This is a genomic window from Leeuwenhoekiella sp. ZYFB001, assembly GCF_011784865.1.
Lineage (GTDB): Bacteria > Bacteroidota > Bacteroidia > Flavobacteriales > Flavobacteriaceae > Leeuwenhoekiella > Leeuwenhoekiella palythoae.
In genome coordinates this window covers 3,382,669-3,400,296 of the sequence record NZ_CP050460.1, presented here as the reverse complement: position 1 = coordinate 3,400,296, position 17,628 = coordinate 3,382,669, and the positions used below count along the sequence as shown (strand labels likewise).

Below are 17,628 nucleotides of genomic sequence, written 5' to 3'. Positions count from 1 at the left end.
ACTTACCCAACCCGTGTCTTTCTTCCAAAAAATAACATATAGTTTTAAAGCAACCGTAGCGGTTATTGCAATGCTGTGGTATTTGGTACGTAAAGTGTTTTTCTTTATGTTTTAAATCCCTTTGGGAATAGCATTAATAAGGGCTTGCGTATAATCGCTTCGAGGAGCAGCGTACACCGCATCGGCCTCTCCGGTTTCTTCAAATTGTCCGTTGCGCATCACGAGCAAACGATCTGAAATGTATTTGACCACGGCCAGATCGTGAGAGATAAATAAATACGTAAAATTATATTCTTCTTTTAAGGTGTTCAGAAGATTGAGCACTTGAGCTTGCACCGAAATATCTAAAGCGGAGACCGATTCGTCACAAACAATAAACTTAGGCTTTACAGCGATGGTACGTGCGATACCTATACGCTGGCGCTGACCTCCACTAAACTCGTGCGGATAGCGGTCGTAATGTTCGGGAAGTAATCCTACCTGCTCCAGCAATTTTAAGGCTTCTGCTCTGCGCTTTTTTTTTGATGCATAAAGTTTATGAACTTCCATCGCTTCGGTGATCGCTTGACCCACTGTTAATCGCGGATTTAAAGAGGAATAAGGGTCTTGAAAAATGATCTGAATATCTCTACGCAGTTTCCGCAAGTCACGGGTTTTTAAACGCGTCAAGTCGGTACCCTGATAAAAGATATGACCGGAAGTCACTTGATCTAACTGCAGAATTAAATTTCCTAACGTTGATTTTCCGCAGCCGCTTTCACCCACAAGCCCTAAGGTTTCGCCTTCGTAAATCTTAAAACTCACATCATTTACAGCCTTGATGGTTTCTTTTTTACCAAAGAATGAAACGTTACTATAATACTCCTTTTGAGCATTTTTAATCTCAAGCAACGGAGTTTTTGAATACAGTTTTTGGTGTTTCGCTGTTCTTACCGCCTCGCTTACCGCAGGCGCCATGGGCTTTTGATTTAAAAAATCAGCAACCGTAGGGAGTCGCTCCAAACGCTCTTTTGTAGAGGGTCGGGCATAAATAAGGGCTTTAGTGTATTCTTCCTTAGGATTCTTAAAAATAGATGCAGCAGTACCGCGCTCAACAATCCTTCCCTTATACATCACGATAACACGATCTGCGATCTCGCTCACCAGTGAAAGGTCGTGCGAAATAAACAGGATACTCATTCCTGTTTCCTTTTGCAGCTCTTTTAAAAGCAAAATAATTTCTTTTTGCACTGTTACATCAAGTGCGGTCGTAGGCTCGTCTGCGATGAGCAATTTGGGTTTACAGGCGATCGCCATTGCGATCATCACCCGTTGTTTTTGACCACCGCTTATTTCGTGTGGATACGCCTTAAAAACGCTCGACGGTCTTGGTAATTTTACCTGTTCAAAAAGTTTGAGTGTTTCGGTTTTGGCTTCTTGGGCTGATAGTTTTTTATGACGTTGCAGTATTTCGGTGACTTGTTTTCCGCAGCGCATCGAGGGATTGAGCGAACTCATAGGTTCTTGGAAGATCATCGAGATCGCATTCCCGCGTATTTTCTGAAGTTCTTGGGTAGAGTAGTTGAGCAAATCTGCGCCTTCAAAAAGAATTTCGCCCGAAGAAATGTCAACACTCTTTTGAGGCAATAAACCTAAAACAGCCAGATTGGTTACCGATTTTCCTGAGCCTGATTCCCCAACGATTCCCACGATTTCATTAGGAAGAACATCAAAGCTAATGTCGTGTAAAACCGCATTGGTCGTACTGCGGGATTTAAATCCCAGACTTAGATTTTTAACCGAAAGAAGTGGCGCTTGATTCACACTTTAAAAGTACAATTTATCTGAAGCAATCTAGACGGAAGTGACCTCGTTTTCTTGCAGCAATTGCTCGTTACGCAACCGCAGGACGATTTGTGCAACAGCCACCACATCACGCTCACAATATTCTATAATACGTTTGATATCTTTCTCTTTGTAGAAAACTTCACAAACCTGACTGCCGTCGATATCGGTTTTGGGAGATGGAATATTTAAAATTTTGGTGAGTAATTTTAAAGAAGTGTAATGTTTGTAGTCGCCAAATTTCCACAGTTCTAACGTATCCAAATGCGGAACTTCCCAAGGTTTCTTGCCAAATAAATCCAGCTTAAACGGAAGTTTTATTCCATTGATGATCATTCTTCTTGCAATAAATGGAAAATCGAATTCTTTCCCATTATGGGCGCAAAGTACGTGTTGGGGTTTATTGTAATGCTCGGTCAATAATTTTTTAAAAGCGAGCAGCTGTTGCTTTTCATCCCCTTGAAATGAAGTCGTTCTAAAGCTTCGGCCTTGTTCTGTGTTGTGAAAATACCCTACAGAAATACAAACGATCTTGCCAAATTCTGCCCAAATTCCTGCCCGGTCGTAAAAAGCTTCAGCGGTAAATTCGTCTTTTCGTTGATACTCGGTTTTATCGGCGTAGAGTTGTTGTAATTCGGGATCCAGATCGCTGAAATGCTCGTGTTGCGGAACCGTTTCAATATCTAAAAAAAGAATGTTTTCAAGCTGAAGTCGGGAGATCATAGTCAATTCATTTTATAAGCTTCTTCAAGATAGGCGTCCATTTCATCAGGATAACCGGTCGCATTGGTTTTACCCCGGCTGTGGCCCAGGCGCACTACTATAAGATCATCTTCAGGAATCACCATAACATACTGACCCAAGTGCCCGCGCATCATAAATACCTTTTTACCCTTATAATCTTTCAGCCAAAATCCGTAGCCGTACGGTTCGCCTTCAAATCTGGGCGTGATCGATTTAGCCACAAAGGCTGAGTCTAGAATTTGTTTGGCATTCCATTCACCATAATCTTTATAAAGTTTTCCTAAGCGTGCAAAATCCCGAGCGTTAGAAGCAACACAGCAATAGGCTTTCACAAGTCCGCCTTCTTCACTGTCTAATTGCCAAAGCGCATCTTGATTGGCGCCAAGCGGTTTCCATAAACTTTCAGAAAGATAATTGGCTAGTTTTTTACCGGTGGCGCGCTCTAAAACCATCGCGAGTAATTGCGTGTTTCCGCTGAGGTATTTATACGCGGCTCCCGGTTTTTCTTTCATTCCCAAACCGAGCATCACGGGTTCTAGATGGTCATCAAAATACGCACGTGTCGTCACAGAAAACGGACTGTAATACGACTCGTCCCAATTGAGTCCGCTAGCCATCGATGCTAAATCGCCCACGGTCATTTGCGCTGCAGTTCCTTCTGAATATTCTGAAATAAAATCACCTACAGGCTGATCTAAACTTTTTATGTATCCATCTTTAATAGCTTTCCCCAGCAATGCCGAAACATAACTTTTGGCCATCGAAAAAGAATTGCTTTTAGAATCCTGACCAAACCCATCATAATAATCTTCAAAAACAATACTGTCGTTTTTGATCACCATATAAGCGATCGAACCAAACTCTTTATGAGTCTGCATCAGCTCATCGCTCAAGGTGTAGTTGTTGTAATTTTTGGCTTGCGGCCAGGGTTGCGCAGTTCCTGCTTTAATGGTGGTGTTGTCAAACTTTTTATAATCCTCAAGATAGGCAGTGGTGTGACCCGTGAAATATATGGTGTGCACGGCTTTGATCAAATAGTCATAATCAAATACATACAATGCGATGATGAGTATGAGGATCAGGCTGATTAAGCTTAAAAAGATGCGTTTGAGTATTTTCATAACTTAAAGATACCCAAAAAATTAAATGCGGAACGTTTAGAAAAGCGATTGCTGCGTCACCGGACTTTCGTGCGCTAATAGCCATTTTTTACGCCAGATGCCGCCAGCGTAGCCGGTCATAGATTGATCGCTGCCAATGACGCGATGACAAGGAATGATGATTGCAATAGGATTTTTACCATTTGCCGAAGCAGCTGCGCGAATCACTTTAGGGTCGCCCAGATTTTTAGCCATTTGTAAATACGAAGTGGTTTTTCCAAAAGGAATCTGGCTGAGTTCTTGCCAAACGCGTTTTTGAAAATCGGTGCCTTGAGGATTCAGTTTGAGTTTAAAATCAGTGCGATTTCCATCAAAATATTCTTGTAGTTGAATCACAGCTGTTTTTAAAACATCCGGAATTTTTTCGCTCTGCGGACTTTCCTCCTCCAAAAAAGTTACCGCTGAGATTCCGTTTAGATCACCGCTGATTTCAAGAGTTCCCAGTGGAGAAGCTATTAAGACTTGATTCATTCTGAAGGTTTATCAGTATCCGGTCTGTCTTCGTGTTTGACATCGGTGTCGTGCTGCGGAGAGAGTTTTACCTCTTTAACCGGTTCTGGAGCTCGGTCTAAAACGATTCCCATACGTTTTGCGCGTCGTTCCCAGTTTTTACGGGCTTGTACCTGCATATCTTCGATATCATCGCTCTCATCCATAATCTCGAGTCCAAGAAGGGTTTCGATGATGTCTTCCATAGTAACGATACCAATGGTGTTTCCAAATTCATCGGTCACTAAAGCCAAGTGCCCGCGACTCGAAACAAAGGTGTCAAAAAGCTGCGGAATAGGTTGGTCTGCATCTACGATAAGGATATCGCGTCTGATGTCTGCCAGCGTTTTTTCACCGCGTTCTTCAACAATTTCTTCAAGAACATCGTCCTTAAGAATAAAACCGGTGATGTTGTGCGATTTGTCTTTAAAAACCGGAATTCGTGAGAATTTTAAATGGGGGTGTTGCTTCTGAAATTCTTTGAGGGTAATGGTCTCATCTTCTGAAATAACTACCGGAAAAGGCGTCATCACGTCTTTGGCCATCACCGATTTAAAAACCAGCAAGTTCTTAATTACAGTAGTCTCATTGTCCTCAAAAACTCCTTCTTTTTCGGCAGCATCAGTGAGTGCCATAAACTCTTCACGACTCATCGTGCCTACGTGCGCAGATTTCCCTACGAGTTTGGTCACTTGCATTAAAAGCCATAAAACGCCGGTGTATTTTAAAAGAAGCAAAATGATCTTAAGGGATTTGGCGGTGAAATTCCCCAAGGATTTCCAGTAGGTTGCACCAATGGTTTTCGGGATAATTTCTGAAAGAACTAAGATCGCCAAGGTCATTACTGTTGAAACCAAACCAACAAAATTGATTCCTAAGATGTTGACATCGTAGCCAGATTCTGCAGCCATTTTACCGGCTTGATCGCCCACTAAAATTGCACCTACGGTATGCGCAATTGTATTTAAGGTAAGAATGGCGATAAGCGGCTTATCAATATCCTTTTTAAAATTGGCTAAGGTTTCGGCATATTTTTTTCCTTCTTTGGTTTTTATTCGGATAAAACTAGGCGTTATACTGAGTAAAACAGCCTCAAGAATAGAGCAGAGAAACGAGAAAAAAATCGATATAAATGCAAAAGCGATGAGTAGCAGCATAGTGTCTTAAGATATAGGCTAATATACCATATTGAAAAACGTGCGCCAAAATCTTATGAAAAGCTTAGGGGAAAACATAAAAAAGAGGCTCCTAAAGCCTCTTTTTATTTTCACTCTAAGAAATCAATTTAACAACATCTTTTGCAAAATAACTCGCGATAAGGTCTGCGCCGGCGCGTTTGATCGCGTAGGTTTGTTCAAGAACTACAGCGTCGTGATCAAGCCATCCTTTTTCGGCTGCGGCTTTGATCATCGCATATTCTCCACTTACCTGATATACGGAAACCGGAATATTCACCGCATTTTTAATATCGCGTACGATATCCAGATAGCAAAGACCCGGTTTTACCATCACGATGTCTGCACCCTCGTCAACGTCCATCAAGGTTTCCTTAATGGCTTCTTCGCGGTTGGCGTAATCCATCTGATAGGTTTTTTTATCTTTCGGAACATCTTTAAGATCTACCGGAGCACTGTCAAGCGCATCTCTAAACGGACCATAAAACGCCGAAGCATATTTTGCCGAATAACTCATAATCCCAACATCATGATGCCCTTCATCTTCAAGAAGGGTGCGCATTTCAAAAATGCGACCGTCCATCATATCGCTGGGCGCGATAAAGTCGGCACCGGCATTGGCGTGTGATAATCCCATTTCGGCAAGAACCGCACTCGAGTCGTCGTTGATGATCTTTCCGCCGCCTACGATTCCGTCGTGACCAAAAGAAGAGAAGGGGTCAAGCGCAACATCGGTCATGACTACCATTTGCGGCTCGGTTTCCTTAACCGTTTTGATGGCGCGTTGCATCAATCCGTCTGGATTTAGCGCTTCGGTACCTGCGTTGTCTTTTAATTTATCATCAACTTTCACGAAAAGCAAAACGCTTTTAAGACCCATTTTCCAGAGTTCTTTAATCTCTTTCTGAAGGTTGTCTAAACTCAAGCGATAATAGCCCGGCATTGATGCGATTTCGTCTTTTACACCTTTTCCTTCTACCACAAAAAGCGGAACGATAAAATCACTTGGAGTTACTATGGTCTCACGCACCATTGCGCGTAAAGCTTCTGAAGTACGTAATCTTCTATTTCTTCTTAATGGGAACATAATATTCTTTTTTCTTAATTCTTATTTCAATTTTTTACACCCAATCCTTAGGATTTTCTAAAACGTTTACCAGTTGCGCTTCGGGGCTTCCCGGCTCGGGATGGTGATCGTAGCGCCACTGTACTGCCGGAGGAAGACTCATCAAAATACTTTCAATTCTTCCGTTAGTTTTTAGCCCGAAAAGTGTGCCTTTGTCGTGAACAAGATTGAATTCTACATAACGGCCGCGGCGCACTTCTTGCCAATCACGCTCTTTTTCGCCGTAGGCTAGACCTTTACGCTTTTCAAGAATAGGAGCGTAGGCCGTGAGAAAACTATCGCCAACCTCGGTTACAAAGTTGTACCAGTCTTGCATTGAGCGTTCATCGGTAGCTTTGAGGTAGTCAAAAAATAAGCCGCCAAGACCACGGGCTTCCCCGCGATGACTGTTGTAAAAATACTCGTCACAACGCTTTTTATACTGCGGGTAAAACTCCGGATCATGCTTGTCACAAGCTGTTTTACACGTCTGGTGAAAATGCTGCGCATCTTCTTCAAAAAGATAATAAGGCGTTAAATCTTGTCCGCCACCAAACCAAGAATCTACAAGGTTTCCGGCTTTGTCGAGCATTTCAAAATACCGCCAATTGGCGTGCACTGTAGGCGCATAAGGATTTTTAGGATGAATGACCAGACTGAGTCCGCACGCAAAAAAATCAACGTCACCTACCTTAAAATACTGTTGCATCGCCGGGGCTAGTGGGCCGTGAACTTCAGAAATATTAACACCGCCTTTCTCGATCACATTTCCGTTCTCGATCACTCGGGTGCGCCCACCGCCACCTTCTTCACGTTGCCAAAGATCCTCTTTAAAGGTAGCCTTGCCATCAATAGCTTCAAGCTTTGCGGTGATCTGATCTTGCAGGTTTTTTATATAGCTAACAAACTGTTCTCTCATAAAATTTTATTTGTGGTCTTAATGCGTGGCGATAGAAGATTTTTGTGCACGATTAATGAGTTTGACCTCAATTAATGCTAGAATTAAATAATAAATACAACCAAAACATAAAGCTGTTTTGGGATCTTCGTTGAAAAGTCCGCCACTACTGTTTTGTTCAAAATAGCCCGATTGTTTTAAAAAGGGTTCATTTAAACCTAAATCAGGTAAAATAGGTTGGCTAAACAGGACTACAAATATCAAAACAAAATAGATGCCTGCCGCCAGAATAGAGGTTAAAATAGCCCGGGAGCGTATAGCTTCGGAAACATCAGAAAACGCGAAACGCATTCTGTTTAGCATAATGAGCAAATAGCTGACAATGATAAAAGGGTTGTTTCCGGCTTTAAAAAATCCGTAAGCGAAAACGCCGTAAAAGGGAAAAAACAGGAACAAGGACATTTTACGGGGTGCCAGCGCCATAAAAACACCACTATGTACCAGAATAAATTCAAAAGTTATAAAAAGCGTAAGCGTGGTAATGGTATCAATATCCCCATACTGCGGCCAGCACCAGAATTTAAAATATTGAAAGGCCAGCAAAAGATTCATGGCCACGCCGGTGTAGACTAATGAAGTATCATATTTTTCTAAAATACGCATCATAGACTTTGCTTTTTAAGAAGCTGAAGGGTAGTCGTACTTGCGGCAGTCACCGAAATAGGCAACACCAAAATAATTCCCACAAACGGAATGAGCAGAAACAGCATAAAAACGATACCGTTTCCGGTGGCAAAAGCGCGATGCGCTTTAACAAAGTTGATGCTTTCGCGATAGCTAAAATGGCGCTCCAGCGTATAATCCATATTCCCAAAACCGGCATAATACGCTTGAATCAGAAAGAGGCTTGCAGTTGCCAAAACACCAACAACAGGAATTAGACTCAAAAGCAAAAAAGGAATGCTCAAAAGTAGTTCCCAGGCTAAATTGCGGAGGTTGATCTTAAGACCGCGTAAAAGCTGACTCGCATTTGAAGTGTTGCGATGTTGATGCACATTAGCATATAAATGGGCCTCTATTTTTTCTGATACCGGACTCATAAACGGAGCGGACAAGGCCATTACAATGTGTTTGTAAGCGATGAGGCCGAGAGCAATGATGAGGAGCGCGCCGGCGATATCACTTATGGTGCGTACAGTGCTGGCTCCCCATTCCCAGATCCATAAGGAAGAAATCAGGCCTCCAAGATCGTCAGAAAAGCCATAGGCACTAAAGCCAATACTTAAAGCCGTAATAAAGCTAATGAGCATGGGAACTGCAAAATATTTCCACAGGTTTAGCTTACTTATGAGCGGCAGCGCATCTTTGTAAGCGAGGAGTCCGTTGAGCAATGCTTTAATCATGACTTAGGAATATAAACCAATTTATTCTGGTGATTTTCTGCTTCAGCAGGGCTGGCTATTGCGATCGCATTTTCTGCAGCTTCCCGTAAAAAATGAATTGCTTCAGCTTCAGGTCTGTTTGCAAACATGCGAAGGGCTTGAATACCAAACGCATTGTTGTGCAAATCCATCACACGATCCATTTTTCGGTTTACAAAAAGTTCTTCATGTAAATCTGTAAAACGCTGAGCCCAATCTTGCGCTTGGCGCAGGCTTTGTGTTTTTTTGTACACCGCCTGGCCTAGAAGAACATTCCAAACGGCGTGTCTAAACGCATTTGCTTTATTGCTTTTATGATGGGTATTCCCGTAGTATTTAGTGGCGATGCTCAAGGCTTTTTTTGAGGCCTTCGCCGTCAGAAAAACGTATCCCGGGTTTTGAACAAAAAGACCCGCCAGCTTAAAAAGCTGAGAAAAACTCAATCCTTTTAAACGGGCAAGTATGCTCATCGCTCAGCTTTGTATTCTTTTACGGCTTCAATAAACGCGCCGGCATTTTCTAGCGGAATATTTGGTAGAATACCATGGCCTAGATTCACAATGTATTTGTCTTTTCCAAAAGCGTCAATCATTTCGGTAACCATACGTTTTATTTCCGCCGGAGGCGAAAACAAGCGCGTAGGATCAAAGTTTCCTTGAAGCGTAATGTTGCCACCGGTTAGGTAGCGTGCGTTACGTGGGCTACACGTCCAATCTACACCTAATGCCGAAGCACCACTTTTTGCCATTTCGCCTAGCGCAAACCAGCAGCCTTTTCCGAAGGCAATCACCGGAATTTCTTCTTTTAAAGCATCAATGATCTGCTGAATGTATTGCCAACTGAATTCTTGATAATCTACCGGAGAGAGCATTCCACCCCAGCTGTCAAAAACCTGAACGGCATTCACTCCGGCTTTTACCTTTTCTTTTAAATATAAAATTGTGGTATCTGTGATTTTCTGAAGCAGCGCGTGTGCAGCTTCGGGCTGGGTAAAGCAAAATTCTTTTGCGATATCAAAGTTTTTTGAACCTTGACCTTGCACGCAATAACACAAGATCGTCCACGGACTACCGGCAAAACCTATTAACGGAATCTCGTCGTTGAGTTTTTCCTTAGTCATTTTAATGGCGTCCATTACATAACCCAGTGTGTCGTTAATGTCCGGTACGATCACACGATCTAGGTCTTTGTGAGAACGAATAGGATCTGGCAACCACGGCCCAATGCCAGGTTTCATCTCTACGTGAATATTCATCGCCTGCGGAATCACCAAAATATCACTGAATAAAATCGCGGCGTCCATCCCATAACGGCGTATGGGTTGCACGGTGATCTCACTGGCAAGCTCCGGAGTTTGGCAACGGGTAAAGAAATCATATTTTGCTTTGATCTCTTGAAATTCGGGTAAATAACGTCCCGCTTGACGCATCATCCACACCGGAGGGCGCTCTACCGTTTCTCCCTTTAATGCTCTTAAAAATAAATCGTTCTTGATCATAATAGTTTCTTGTCGTCTCGAGCGCACCCGAGGTTAGTTTAAAGCCTTTACCGCCCGCGCAATAACACTCTCGATGGTAGTGGCATTGGCAACGGTAACGTTTTGGGTATGTTTTTGAACTTCGGCAGCAGTGGTGTTACCAATGCAAACCGAAAGCATAGTCTTAAAATGATTTACAGCCGAAAAACTTTGTACTCCAGACGGACTGAAAAAAAGAATGGCGTCAAATTCCTGCTTGAATTCTTGCGGATTGCTTTTTGTTTTATAGCAAACAATTTCCTCAAAAGACACTTGTTTTTTAGTCAAACAATCTGGAAGTTCATTTCTTCTTATTACACTGCAAAAGAATGAAAAATGCGCATTTTTGTGGTTTTTCACGATGAAATCGGCTAAATCTGCTGCATTTTGAGCAGTTTTCACCACATTAAAGCCTTTTTTGATCAAAGAACTTTCGGTTTTAGAACCTACACAAAAACAGCTGAACGTTTCAGTATTTAAATCGGGTTGCGTGTTTAAAAAAGCCTGAACCCCATTTTTACTCGTGAAAATCAGATTTTCTAAGTTCTTCGGAAATTCAACATCCAGAAATTCAATTTGAATCGCATCATATTCAACCACTGAAAAACCTGCGCCCAAGATCAAATTCTTTTGAGCAGAAGTGAGTTTTTTTGTGGAAAGAATGCTTTTCATTGTTGAGGATGAGGGGATTTTTAAAGTTCTTTCTTAATAGCTTCCATCAATTCGCGGCCGCCTTCTTCCAGAATTTTTAAAGCACATAGCGCACCAAAATCCTGACATTCTGAAATCGGAATACTTTCTTTAATCTCCAATTTTTGAGTTCCATCCAGACTGAAAAGCGCTCCATGAAAATGAATATGGTCGTCTTCAATTTTTGCGATCGCACCAATAGGAGCGGTACAACCACCTTCTAATTTCCGAAGAAATTCGCGCTCAACTTTTGTGGTTAACGCTGCATCAGCATCATTGAGTTTTGCACAAGCTTCCTTGCAAAAAACATCATTATCCATTACTGCGACCACCATTGCGCCTTGTGCCGGAGCAGGAATCATCCAGTCTAAAACTTCGTGATTTTCGGGCTTCAAGTTAATGCGTTCTAAACCGGCTTTTGCAAAAACAGCCCCCGCCCAATCATTATCGGCAACCTTTTGCAGGCGGGTGTTCACGTTTCCGCGTAGATCAACCACTTGATGCTTTGGGTGTTTATTAAGCCATTGCGCTTTGCGGCGTAAACTTCCCGTAGCAATGGTAACAGAATCTGAAAAATCTGTAGCGTTTTTATCACCTTTAAAGACAAAAATATCTTCGGTAGCAGCACGCGGTAAAACCGCACCTTGCACAATACCTTTAGGGAGTTGCGTGGGAACATCTTTCATAGAATGCACCGCGATATCTACGTCGCCATTGATCATCGCAACATCAAGAGTTTTGGTAAAAATACCGGTTATTCCAAGTTCGTAAAGCGGTTTGTCAAGGATAAGATCTCCGGTTGATTTTACCGAGATTAACTCGGTTTTATAACCTAAAGATTCCAATTGATTCTGTACGGTATGTGCCTGCCAAAGCGCTAGTTCGCTATCGCGGGTACCTATGCGTATGGTTTTTGCCAAAGCTTAGTTATTTTGAAGTTTAAACACTTTCTGTATCAACTCCAGACTTTCGGTATTTGAAAAATCCTCGGTTTTTAAGTGTTTTGCAAACTGAGTAGTGATTTTTTGAATGATGCGCTCGCTGATAATTTCGGCTTGTTCTTCATTAAAACCATCAATTTTTTTGCGCTGATTGTCGATCTCTCCATCTTTAAAATCGGCCAATTTCATCTTTAAAGCGCGAATGGTAGGAGCAAATTGACGCGCGGTTAACCACTCGTAAAATTCCTCTTGAATTTCCTCGATGATAGCTTCTGCCTGCGGCAATTGCTTTTTGCGGCGATTGAGCGTATCGTTGGTGATTTTTGAAAGTTGGTCAAGATGCACCAGGCTTACGCCGTTTACTTCTTCAACGTTTTCATTCACGTTTTTCGGAATGCTCAGATCGAGAATAAGTAAGGGTTTCTTGAGGTATAAAAGCTCTTTTGAAATGGTAGGCTTTTGTGCGCCTGTTGCTACAATGAGCACATCTGCTTGAGCGATTTCCGACTGAATATCAGCGTAATCCTTAACAATAAGATTGAATTTCCCCGCGATGCGTTCGGCTTTGTCTTTGGTGCGGTTGATGAGCGTGATGTGGTCGTTTTTGGTGTGTTTTACCAAATTTTCACAGGTATTACGCCCAATTTTCCCGGTACCGAAAAGCAAAATGTTCTTCTCTGAAATAAAAGGAACACGGGATAACATATATTGAACCGAAGCAAAACTCACTGAAGTTGCCCCGCTCGAAATATTGGTTTCATTTTTTATGCGCTTACTCGCCTGAATCACGGCATTGATCAATCGCTCCATAAACGGATTGACCAAATTGAGTTTTTTAGCGCGTTTAAAGCCACTTTTTAACTGACTTATAATTTCAAAATCTCCTAGAATCTGACTGTCAAGACCGGTGCCCACTTTAAAAAGATGCTCGACGGCTTGCTCGTTTTTGTACTCGTAAGAGACCGCTTTAAACTCTTCAATGGTGCCGCGCGTGTGCTCGCATAACAATTTGATGAGGTCTAAAGGTTCTTGAGCAAAACCATACAATTCGGTACGGTTGCAGGTAGAAATAATACTCAAGCCTTCAATACCCTCTTCGTGAGCGCGACTTAAAATCGCTTCTTGAATGGTACTATCAACACTAAAATGCCCGCGCGTTTCAGCATCTGCTTTTAAATAGCTTAAGCCGATGGCGAAAAAATCACCGGGATAAGCCGGGTAAAAATGTCGTTTGCCGTTTGTATTCATAAGTTCGGGTGCAAATGTATTTCGGTAAAGCTTCAAAAAATAACGCTAGAGGTATGATTTTTAACGATGACCGAATAAATTGCTCTTTTTTTGAGGAAAATGCTGCAAATGGGCTAATTTAGTGAGGTGTTGTAAGATGAAGAAACGATACTGTTTAGAATAAATCTAAATAAAGTTTATTTTTAAAGTTATGGAAGCAGTCAAAAATATCGCTACAGGTTTATATAGTGAAACCACTATTGAAGAGGGATTTTTTATTCTAAAATTTAATAATGAAACCACTGAAGCCCAACAGATAGCCCGTGAAGTTGATAGTAGTTTTATTCAATTTCATTTTTGTGCAAAGGGTAATTCGGTCTTTCAGTTTAATGAAGGAAATTACAAACTTCCGCTTGCGGAGGAGCATTCGTTGTTGCTGTATAATCCGCAGCGGGATTTACCCATTAATTTGGAGATCGCTCCGGAGAGTTGGGTGATTTCGGTGTTTATTTCGATCAAGAAATTTCATTCGCTCTTTTCAAGAGAAGCAGATTTTATCACCTTTTTAAGTGACGAAAATCGAGACCGAAAATATTACAAAGACGGTTTGATCTCACCTTCCATGGCGATTGTGCTCAACCAATTGATGAATTACAACCTGCATCCTTCGGTCAAGGCTTTGTACTTTAAAGGGAAGGTTTACGAATTGATCAGCTTGTATTTTAACCGTCCGTCTGAAGCTGATGTGGAGCAGTGTCCGTTTTTGGTTGATGAGGATAATGTAGCAAAGATTAAACGCGCTAAAGACATCGTGATCGCACGAATGGCCGAACCGCCATCGCTACAGGAACTCGCCGATGAGATCAATCTTAGCCTCAATAAACTCAAAGAAGGTTTCAAGCAGATCTATGGGGACTCGGTTTATAGTTTTTTATTCGATTATAAGATGGAAGTTGCCCGCCAATTATTGGCAAGCGGTTCGCACAATGTAAATGAAGTAGGGCTGCGAATTGGTTACAGTACTGCAAGTCATTTCATTGCGGCTTTCAAAAAACAATACGGGACTACGCCCAAAAAATACATTCAATCTTTAAGCTAATTATGAGAAAATTAATCCCGGTTTTAGGTCTATTGCTGATTCTTTCGAGTTGCAATTCGACCAGAACAACAAACCAACCTGTTACAAAGCACGTTTTAGTTTTTACCAAAACGATGGGTTGGCGTCACGGTTCCATAGAAAAAGGAGTTGCAACGCTTAAAGATATAGGAGCTCAGGAAGGTTGGCAGATCACGCAAAGCGAAGACTCTTTGGCTATCAATACTGAAAATTTAGCTAAAACCGATCTTGTTATTTTTTTAAGCACCACGGGAGATATTTTAGGTCCTGATCAGGAAGCTGCGTTCAAAAATTATATTCAAAACGGCGGTGCATTTATGGGCATCCACGCAGCCACAGATACTGAGTTTGACTGGCCGTGGTACGGTAAATTAGTGGGTGGTTATTTTAAAGATCATCCTAATAATCCAAATGTGCGGAAGGCATCCTTAAAAAAAGCGGCTCCGCACGTAACCACCAGCATGTATGCTAAAACTTTTGAGCGCACAGACGAGTGGTATAACTACTACAATTTAAGTGACGCGGTGACTCCTACATTGTATTTGGATGAAAGCAGCTATGAAGGCGGAACCAACGGCGATTATCATCCCATTGCTTGGTATCAGGATTTTGATGGTGGTAGAATGTATTATACCGGCGGCGGCCACACCGACGAAGCGTATGATGAGGTGGCATTTAAGGCACATCTGGAAAGTGTGATGCGCTGGTTGATGGAATAAATTAAAATAGATTTTCTCAATAAAGTTTCACATAAGCTTTATAGTTATCGTATTTCTAAAAAATTGATAAGTCGTAATTTTGACGCACTAAAAAAAAGGCATGAAAAAAGGAGTACTTCTAGTGAATTTGGGATCGCCTAAAAGCACCGATCCTAAGGATGTAAAAGAATATTTAGGAGAGTTTTTGATGGATGAGCGCGTGATCGACGTCCCGCTTTGGGCGCGCACGCTGCTTGTAAAAGGAATCATCTTAAATACCCGACCAAAAAAATCTGCTGAAGCCTATTCAAAAATTTGGTGGGACGAAGGTTCGCCTTTGATCGTGTTGAGTGAACGCCTGCAGGCAAAAGTTTCAGAGAAAGTTGATGTTCCTGTGGCATTGGCGATGCGCTACGGCACACCTTCCCTAAAAGAAGGTCTTGAAGAGTTGAATGCAAAAGGTGTAGATGAGGTTTTGATTCTTCCCTTGTATCCTCAGTTTGCTATGGCGACAACAGAAACCATTCTTGTTTTAGCTGAAGAGTTGCGTAAAGCACATTTTCCGCATATGCGTTTTTCAGATATTCCTGCGTTTTACAACAAGCCGGAGTATATTGAAGTACTTTCAAAAAGCATTCACGAGAAAATTGAAAACCTTGACTATGAGATGTTGGTTTTCAGTTATCACGGAGTTCCTGAGCGACACATTCGCAAAAGCGACGTTACAAAAAGTCATTGTAAAATAGACGGCAGCTGTTGTCAGACGCCTTCTCAGGCACATCAGTTTTGCTACCGCCACCAGTGTTATGAAACCACACGCCAGGTTGCTGAAAAACTCAATTTAAAAGAAGGAACCTATTTCACTTCTTTCCAATCTCGTTTAGGTTTTGACCCGTGGTTGCAACCCTATACCGATCGTACCATAGAGCGTTTTGGTAAAGAAGGCATCAAAAAAATAGCAATCGTTACTCCGGCTTTTGTGAGTGATTGTCTCGAGACGCTTGAAGAAATTGCGATGGAAGGCGAGGAGATCTTCCACGAGATGGGCGGTAAGGAATTTACCACTATCCCTTGCTTAAATGATCGCGACGATTGGGCGCATGTTGTTGCTACCTGGATCAACGATTGGGCACTAGTTGAAGCCTCAAAAGCTAAAGCATAACATCATTCCCGCGTAGGCGGGAATCTTTTTTTGTAAGCATCTGGAATTTTTATTTTCGAGAATACTTACAAGCATGAATCTTTTTAACCCAAAACAAATTGCTAAAAACTGAACGTTCTGAAGCTTTAGGAAACGAACCAATCAGCACGCTGCTTATCAAGCAAGCAGTGCCGGCATCTATAGGCATTCTAGTGATGTCGCTCAATATTCTTGTCGACACCATTTTTGTGGGCAATTGGATTGGGAGTATTGCGATCGCAGCGATCAATGTGGTGCTGCCGGTTTCTTTTTTTATTGCAGCTTTGGGGATGGCGATCGGGATAGGTGGTTCTTCTATTATTTCTCGCGCGTTAGGAGCTAATGATAAGAGCAAGGCGCTAAAAACCTTTGGTAATCAAATAACCATAACCTTACTGTTGACCATCAGTATGGTGATTTTAGGCTTGGTTTTTATCAATCAGTTAATTCCTGCCTTCGGAGGAAAGGGCGACATCTTTGAGCCCGCAAAGATCTATTACCGAATTGTACTTTACGGAGTGCCGGTACTTGCGCTGTGTATGATGGGCAACAATGTGATCAGGGCCGAAGGCAAACCTAAATTTGCAATGATTGCGATGATCATTCCGTCGTTAGGGAACTTGATTCTTGACTATCTCTTAATCAACATCCTAGATATGGGGATGGAAGGCGCCGCTTGGGCAACCACAGCATCGTACATCTGTTGTTTTTTTTACGTGTTATGGTACTTCCTAAGCGACAATTCTGAATTGAAAATTGATGTCAGCCATTTTGGTCTTGACTGGCCTATTTTAAAAGAAATGTCGGCTTTAGGTTTTGTGACCCTTGCGCGACAAGCAGTGGTAAGCTTAACCTATTTGTTGATGAACAATATTCTGTTTGAACTGGGCGGCGAAGCTTCGGTCACAGTCTATGCGATCATAGGTCGTATGCTTATGTTCGCTCTATTTCCCGTCCTTGGGGTTACCCAAGGTTTTCTACCGATCGCCGGTTACAATTACGGAGCGCAAAATTTTGATCGGGTGCGTCAAAGCATCAAGCTAGCGATCTATTATGCTTGCGGGGTTGCCGTACTGATCTTTATAGCAATTATGGCGTTCCCCGAAGCGATTGTTTCGGTTTTTACGCAAGACGAAGCGGTGCTGCGCGATACTCCTTGGGCGATGCGCTGGGTGTTTGCAGCGATTCCTATCATAGGGATTCAGTTAATTGGTTCGGCGTATTATCAAGCGATTGGTAAAGCAACTCCGGCATTGCTTTTAACGCTCACCAGACAAGGATTTTTCTTTATTCCGCTGGTGCTTATACTTCCTAATTACTTTGGCGAATTAGGCGTTTGGATTTCTTTTCCCATTGCTGATACCTTATCAACAGTAGTTACGGCTTACTTTTTATGGCGAGAAACACGCCTAAAATTAGACTAGAGGTATTCAAAAAAGATTG

General features: G+C 42.1%; 18 protein-coding genes. 4 read left to right on the top strand and 14 right to left on the bottom strand.

Annotation, left to right across the window (positions count from 1 at the left end; genetic code table 11):
- Positions 1-111: 111 nt before the first annotated feature.
- From HCN54_RS14560 to hemA, 14 genes are all read right to left on the bottom strand, one after another.
- Positions 112-1,803: an ABC transporter ATP-binding protein gene (locus HCN54_RS14560; protein WP_167598359.1), complete on the bottom strand. Its 1,692-nt coding sequence runs from the start codon at positions 1,801-1,803 to the stop codon at positions 112-114.
- Between the two features lie 30 nt (positions 1,804-1,833).
- Positions 1,834-2,547, bottom strand: a complete 714-nt coding sequence (locus HCN54_RS14555; RefSeq protein WP_167598358.1) for a 3'-5' exonuclease — start codon at positions 2,545-2,547, stop codon at positions 1,834-1,836.
- A gap of 2 nt (positions 2,548-2,549) precedes the next feature.
- Positions 2,550-3,689 (bottom strand): serine hydrolase domain-containing protein, encoded by a 1,140-nt coding sequence (locus tag HCN54_RS14550; protein ID WP_167598357.1) that lies wholly within the window; start codon positions 3,687-3,689, stop codon positions 2,550-2,552.
- Positions 3,690-3,725: 36 nt separating this feature from the next.
- On the bottom strand, positions 3,726-4,199 hold the full coding sequence (locus HCN54_RS14545; RefSeq protein ID WP_167598356.1) for a methylated-DNA--[protein]-cysteine S-methyltransferase: 474 nt from the start codon (positions 4,197-4,199) through the stop codon (positions 3,726-3,728).
- The gene (locus HCN54_RS14540) at positions 4,196-5,374 is read right to left on the bottom strand and encodes a CNNM domain-containing protein (RefSeq protein ID WP_072980800.1); all 1,179 of its coding nucleotides are present in this window, start codon (positions 5,372-5,374) and stop codon (positions 4,196-4,198) included. The genes HCN54_RS14545 and HCN54_RS14540 overlap by 4 nt, the downstream gene beginning before the upstream one ends.
- Before the next feature lie 115 nt (positions 5,375-5,489).
- A complete protein-coding gene (gene hemB / locus HCN54_RS14535; protein WP_167598355.1) occupies positions 5,490-6,479 on the bottom strand; it encodes a porphobilinogen synthase in 990 nt (329 codons plus the stop codon).
- A 34-nt stretch (positions 6,480-6,513) separates the two neighbouring features.
- Positions 6,514-7,416, bottom strand: coding sequence for an oxygen-dependent coproporphyrinogen oxidase (gene hemF / locus HCN54_RS14530; protein ID WP_167598354.1), 903 nt, complete (start codon positions 7,414-7,416; stop codon positions 6,514-6,516).
- Between the two features lie 18 nt (positions 7,417-7,434).
- Positions 7,435-8,061, bottom strand: coding sequence for a hypothetical protein (locus HCN54_RS14525; protein WP_167598353.1), 627 nt, complete (start codon positions 8,059-8,061; stop codon positions 7,435-7,437).
- Positions 8,058-8,798, bottom strand: a complete 741-nt coding sequence (locus tag HCN54_RS14520) for an EI24 domain-containing protein (RefSeq protein ID WP_167598352.1) — start codon at positions 8,796-8,798, stop codon at positions 8,058-8,060. Before HCN54_RS14520 ends, HCN54_RS14525 begins: the two co-directional genes overlap by 4 nt.
- Positions 8,795-9,286 (bottom strand): DUF6973 domain-containing protein, encoded by a 492-nt coding sequence (locus tag HCN54_RS14515; protein ID WP_072980790.1) that lies wholly within the window; start codon positions 9,284-9,286, stop codon positions 8,795-8,797. The genes HCN54_RS14520 and HCN54_RS14515 overlap by 4 nt, the downstream gene beginning before the upstream one ends.
- On the bottom strand, positions 9,283-10,314 hold the full coding sequence (gene hemE, locus HCN54_RS14510; protein WP_072981753.1) for a uroporphyrinogen decarboxylase: 1,032 nt from the start codon (positions 10,312-10,314) through the stop codon (positions 9,283-9,285). The genes HCN54_RS14515 and hemE overlap by 4 nt, the downstream gene beginning before the upstream one ends.
- 33 nt (positions 10,315-10,347) lie before the next feature.
- Positions 10,348-11,004 carry a uroporphyrinogen-III synthase gene (locus HCN54_RS14505; RefSeq protein ID WP_167598351.1) on the bottom strand — a complete coding sequence of 219 codons (657 nt, stop codon included), beginning with the start codon at positions 11,002-11,004 and terminating at the stop codon, positions 10,348-10,350.
- Between the two features lie 20 nt (positions 11,005-11,024).
- Complete coding sequence (gene hemC, locus HCN54_RS14500; protein WP_167598350.1) at positions 11,025-11,942, bottom strand: hydroxymethylbilane synthase; 918 nt, start codon at positions 11,940-11,942, stop codon at positions 11,025-11,027.
- Positions 11,943-11,945: 3 nt separating this feature from the next.
- On the bottom strand, positions 11,946-13,211 hold the full coding sequence (gene hemA / locus HCN54_RS14495) for a glutamyl-tRNA reductase (RefSeq protein WP_072981749.1): 1,266 nt from the start codon (positions 13,209-13,211) through the stop codon (positions 11,946-11,948).
- A gap of 190 nt (positions 13,212-13,401) precedes the next feature.
- Between hemA and HCN54_RS14490 the strand changes: the two genes are divergently transcribed.
- From HCN54_RS14490 to HCN54_RS14475, 4 genes are all read left to right on the top strand, one after another.
- Positions 13,402-14,289, top strand: a complete 888-nt coding sequence (locus HCN54_RS14490; protein WP_167598349.1) for a helix-turn-helix transcriptional regulator — start codon at positions 13,402-13,404, stop codon at positions 14,287-14,289.
- Between the two features lie 2 nt (positions 14,290-14,291).
- Positions 14,292-15,026 (top strand): ThuA domain-containing protein, encoded by a 735-nt coding sequence (locus HCN54_RS14485; protein WP_167598348.1) that lies wholly within the window; start codon positions 14,292-14,294, stop codon positions 15,024-15,026.
- Positions 15,027-15,126: 100 nt separating this feature from the next.
- Positions 15,127-16,167: a ferrochelatase gene (gene hemH / locus HCN54_RS14480; protein WP_167598347.1), complete on the top strand. Its 1,041-nt coding sequence runs from the start codon at positions 15,127-15,129 to the stop codon at positions 16,165-16,167.
- A gap of 98 nt (positions 16,168-16,265) precedes the next feature.
- Complete coding sequence (locus tag HCN54_RS14475; RefSeq protein ID WP_167598346.1) at positions 16,266-17,609, top strand: MATE family efflux transporter; 1,344 nt, start codon at positions 16,266-16,268, stop codon at positions 17,607-17,609.
- The last annotated feature ends 19 nt before the right edge of the window (positions 17,610-17,628 follow it).

What these genes read in the sequence shown, in the direction of transcription:
- HCN54_RS14555 (WP_167598358.1), bottom strand. Translation starts at nt 2,547, where the DNA reads ATGATCTCCCGACTTCAGCTTGAAAACATTCTTTTTTTAGATATTGAA.
- HCN54_RS14550 (WP_167598357.1), bottom strand. Translation starts at nt 3,689, where the DNA reads ATGAAAATACTCAAACGCATCTTTTTAAGCTTAATCAGCCTGATCCTC.
- HCN54_RS14545 (WP_167598356.1), bottom strand. Translation starts at nt 4,199, where the DNA reads ATGAATCAAGTCTTAATAGCTTCTCCACTGGGAACTCTTGAAATCAGC.
- HCN54_RS14540 (WP_072980800.1), bottom strand. Translation starts at nt 5,374, where the DNA reads ATGCTGCTACTCATCGCTTTTGCATTTATATCGATTTTTTTCTCGTTT.
- hemB (WP_167598355.1), bottom strand. Translation starts at nt 6,479, where the DNA reads ATGTTCCCATTAAGAAGAAATAGAAGATTACGTACTTCAGAAGCTTTA.
- hemF (WP_167598354.1), bottom strand. Translation starts at nt 7,416, where the DNA reads ATGAGAGAACAGTTTGTTAGCTATATAAAAAACCTGCAAGATCAGATC.
- HCN54_RS14525 (WP_167598353.1), bottom strand. Translation starts at nt 8,061, where the DNA reads ATGATGCGTATTTTAGAAAAATATGATACTTCATTAGTCTACACCGGC.
- HCN54_RS14520 (WP_167598352.1), bottom strand. Translation starts at nt 8,798, where the DNA reads ATGATTAAAGCATTGCTCAACGGACTCCTCGCTTACAAAGATGCGCTG.
- HCN54_RS14515 (WP_072980790.1), bottom strand. Translation starts at nt 9,286, where the DNA reads ATGAGCATACTTGCCCGTTTAAAAGGATTGAGTTTTTCTCAGCTTTTT.
- hemE (WP_072981753.1), bottom strand. Translation starts at nt 10,314, where the DNA reads ATGATCAAGAACGATTTATTTTTAAGAGCATTAAAGGGAGAAACGGTA.
- HCN54_RS14505 (WP_167598351.1), bottom strand. Translation starts at nt 11,004, where the DNA reads ATGAAAAGCATTCTTTCCACAAAAAAACTCACTTCTGCTCAAAAGAAT.
- hemA (WP_072981749.1), bottom strand. Translation starts at nt 13,211, where the DNA reads ATGAATACAAACGGCAAACGACATTTTTACCCGGCTTATCCCGGTGAT.
- HCN54_RS14490 (WP_167598349.1), top strand. Translation starts at nt 13,402, where the DNA reads ATGGAAGCAGTCAAAAATATCGCTACAGGTTTATATAGTGAAACCACT.
- HCN54_RS14485 (WP_167598348.1), top strand. Translation starts at nt 14,292, where the DNA reads ATGAGAAAATTAATCCCGGTTTTAGGTCTATTGCTGATTCTTTCGAGT.
- hemH (WP_167598347.1), top strand. Translation starts at nt 15,127, where the DNA reads ATGAAAAAAGGAGTACTTCTAGTGAATTTGGGATCGCCTAAAAGCACC.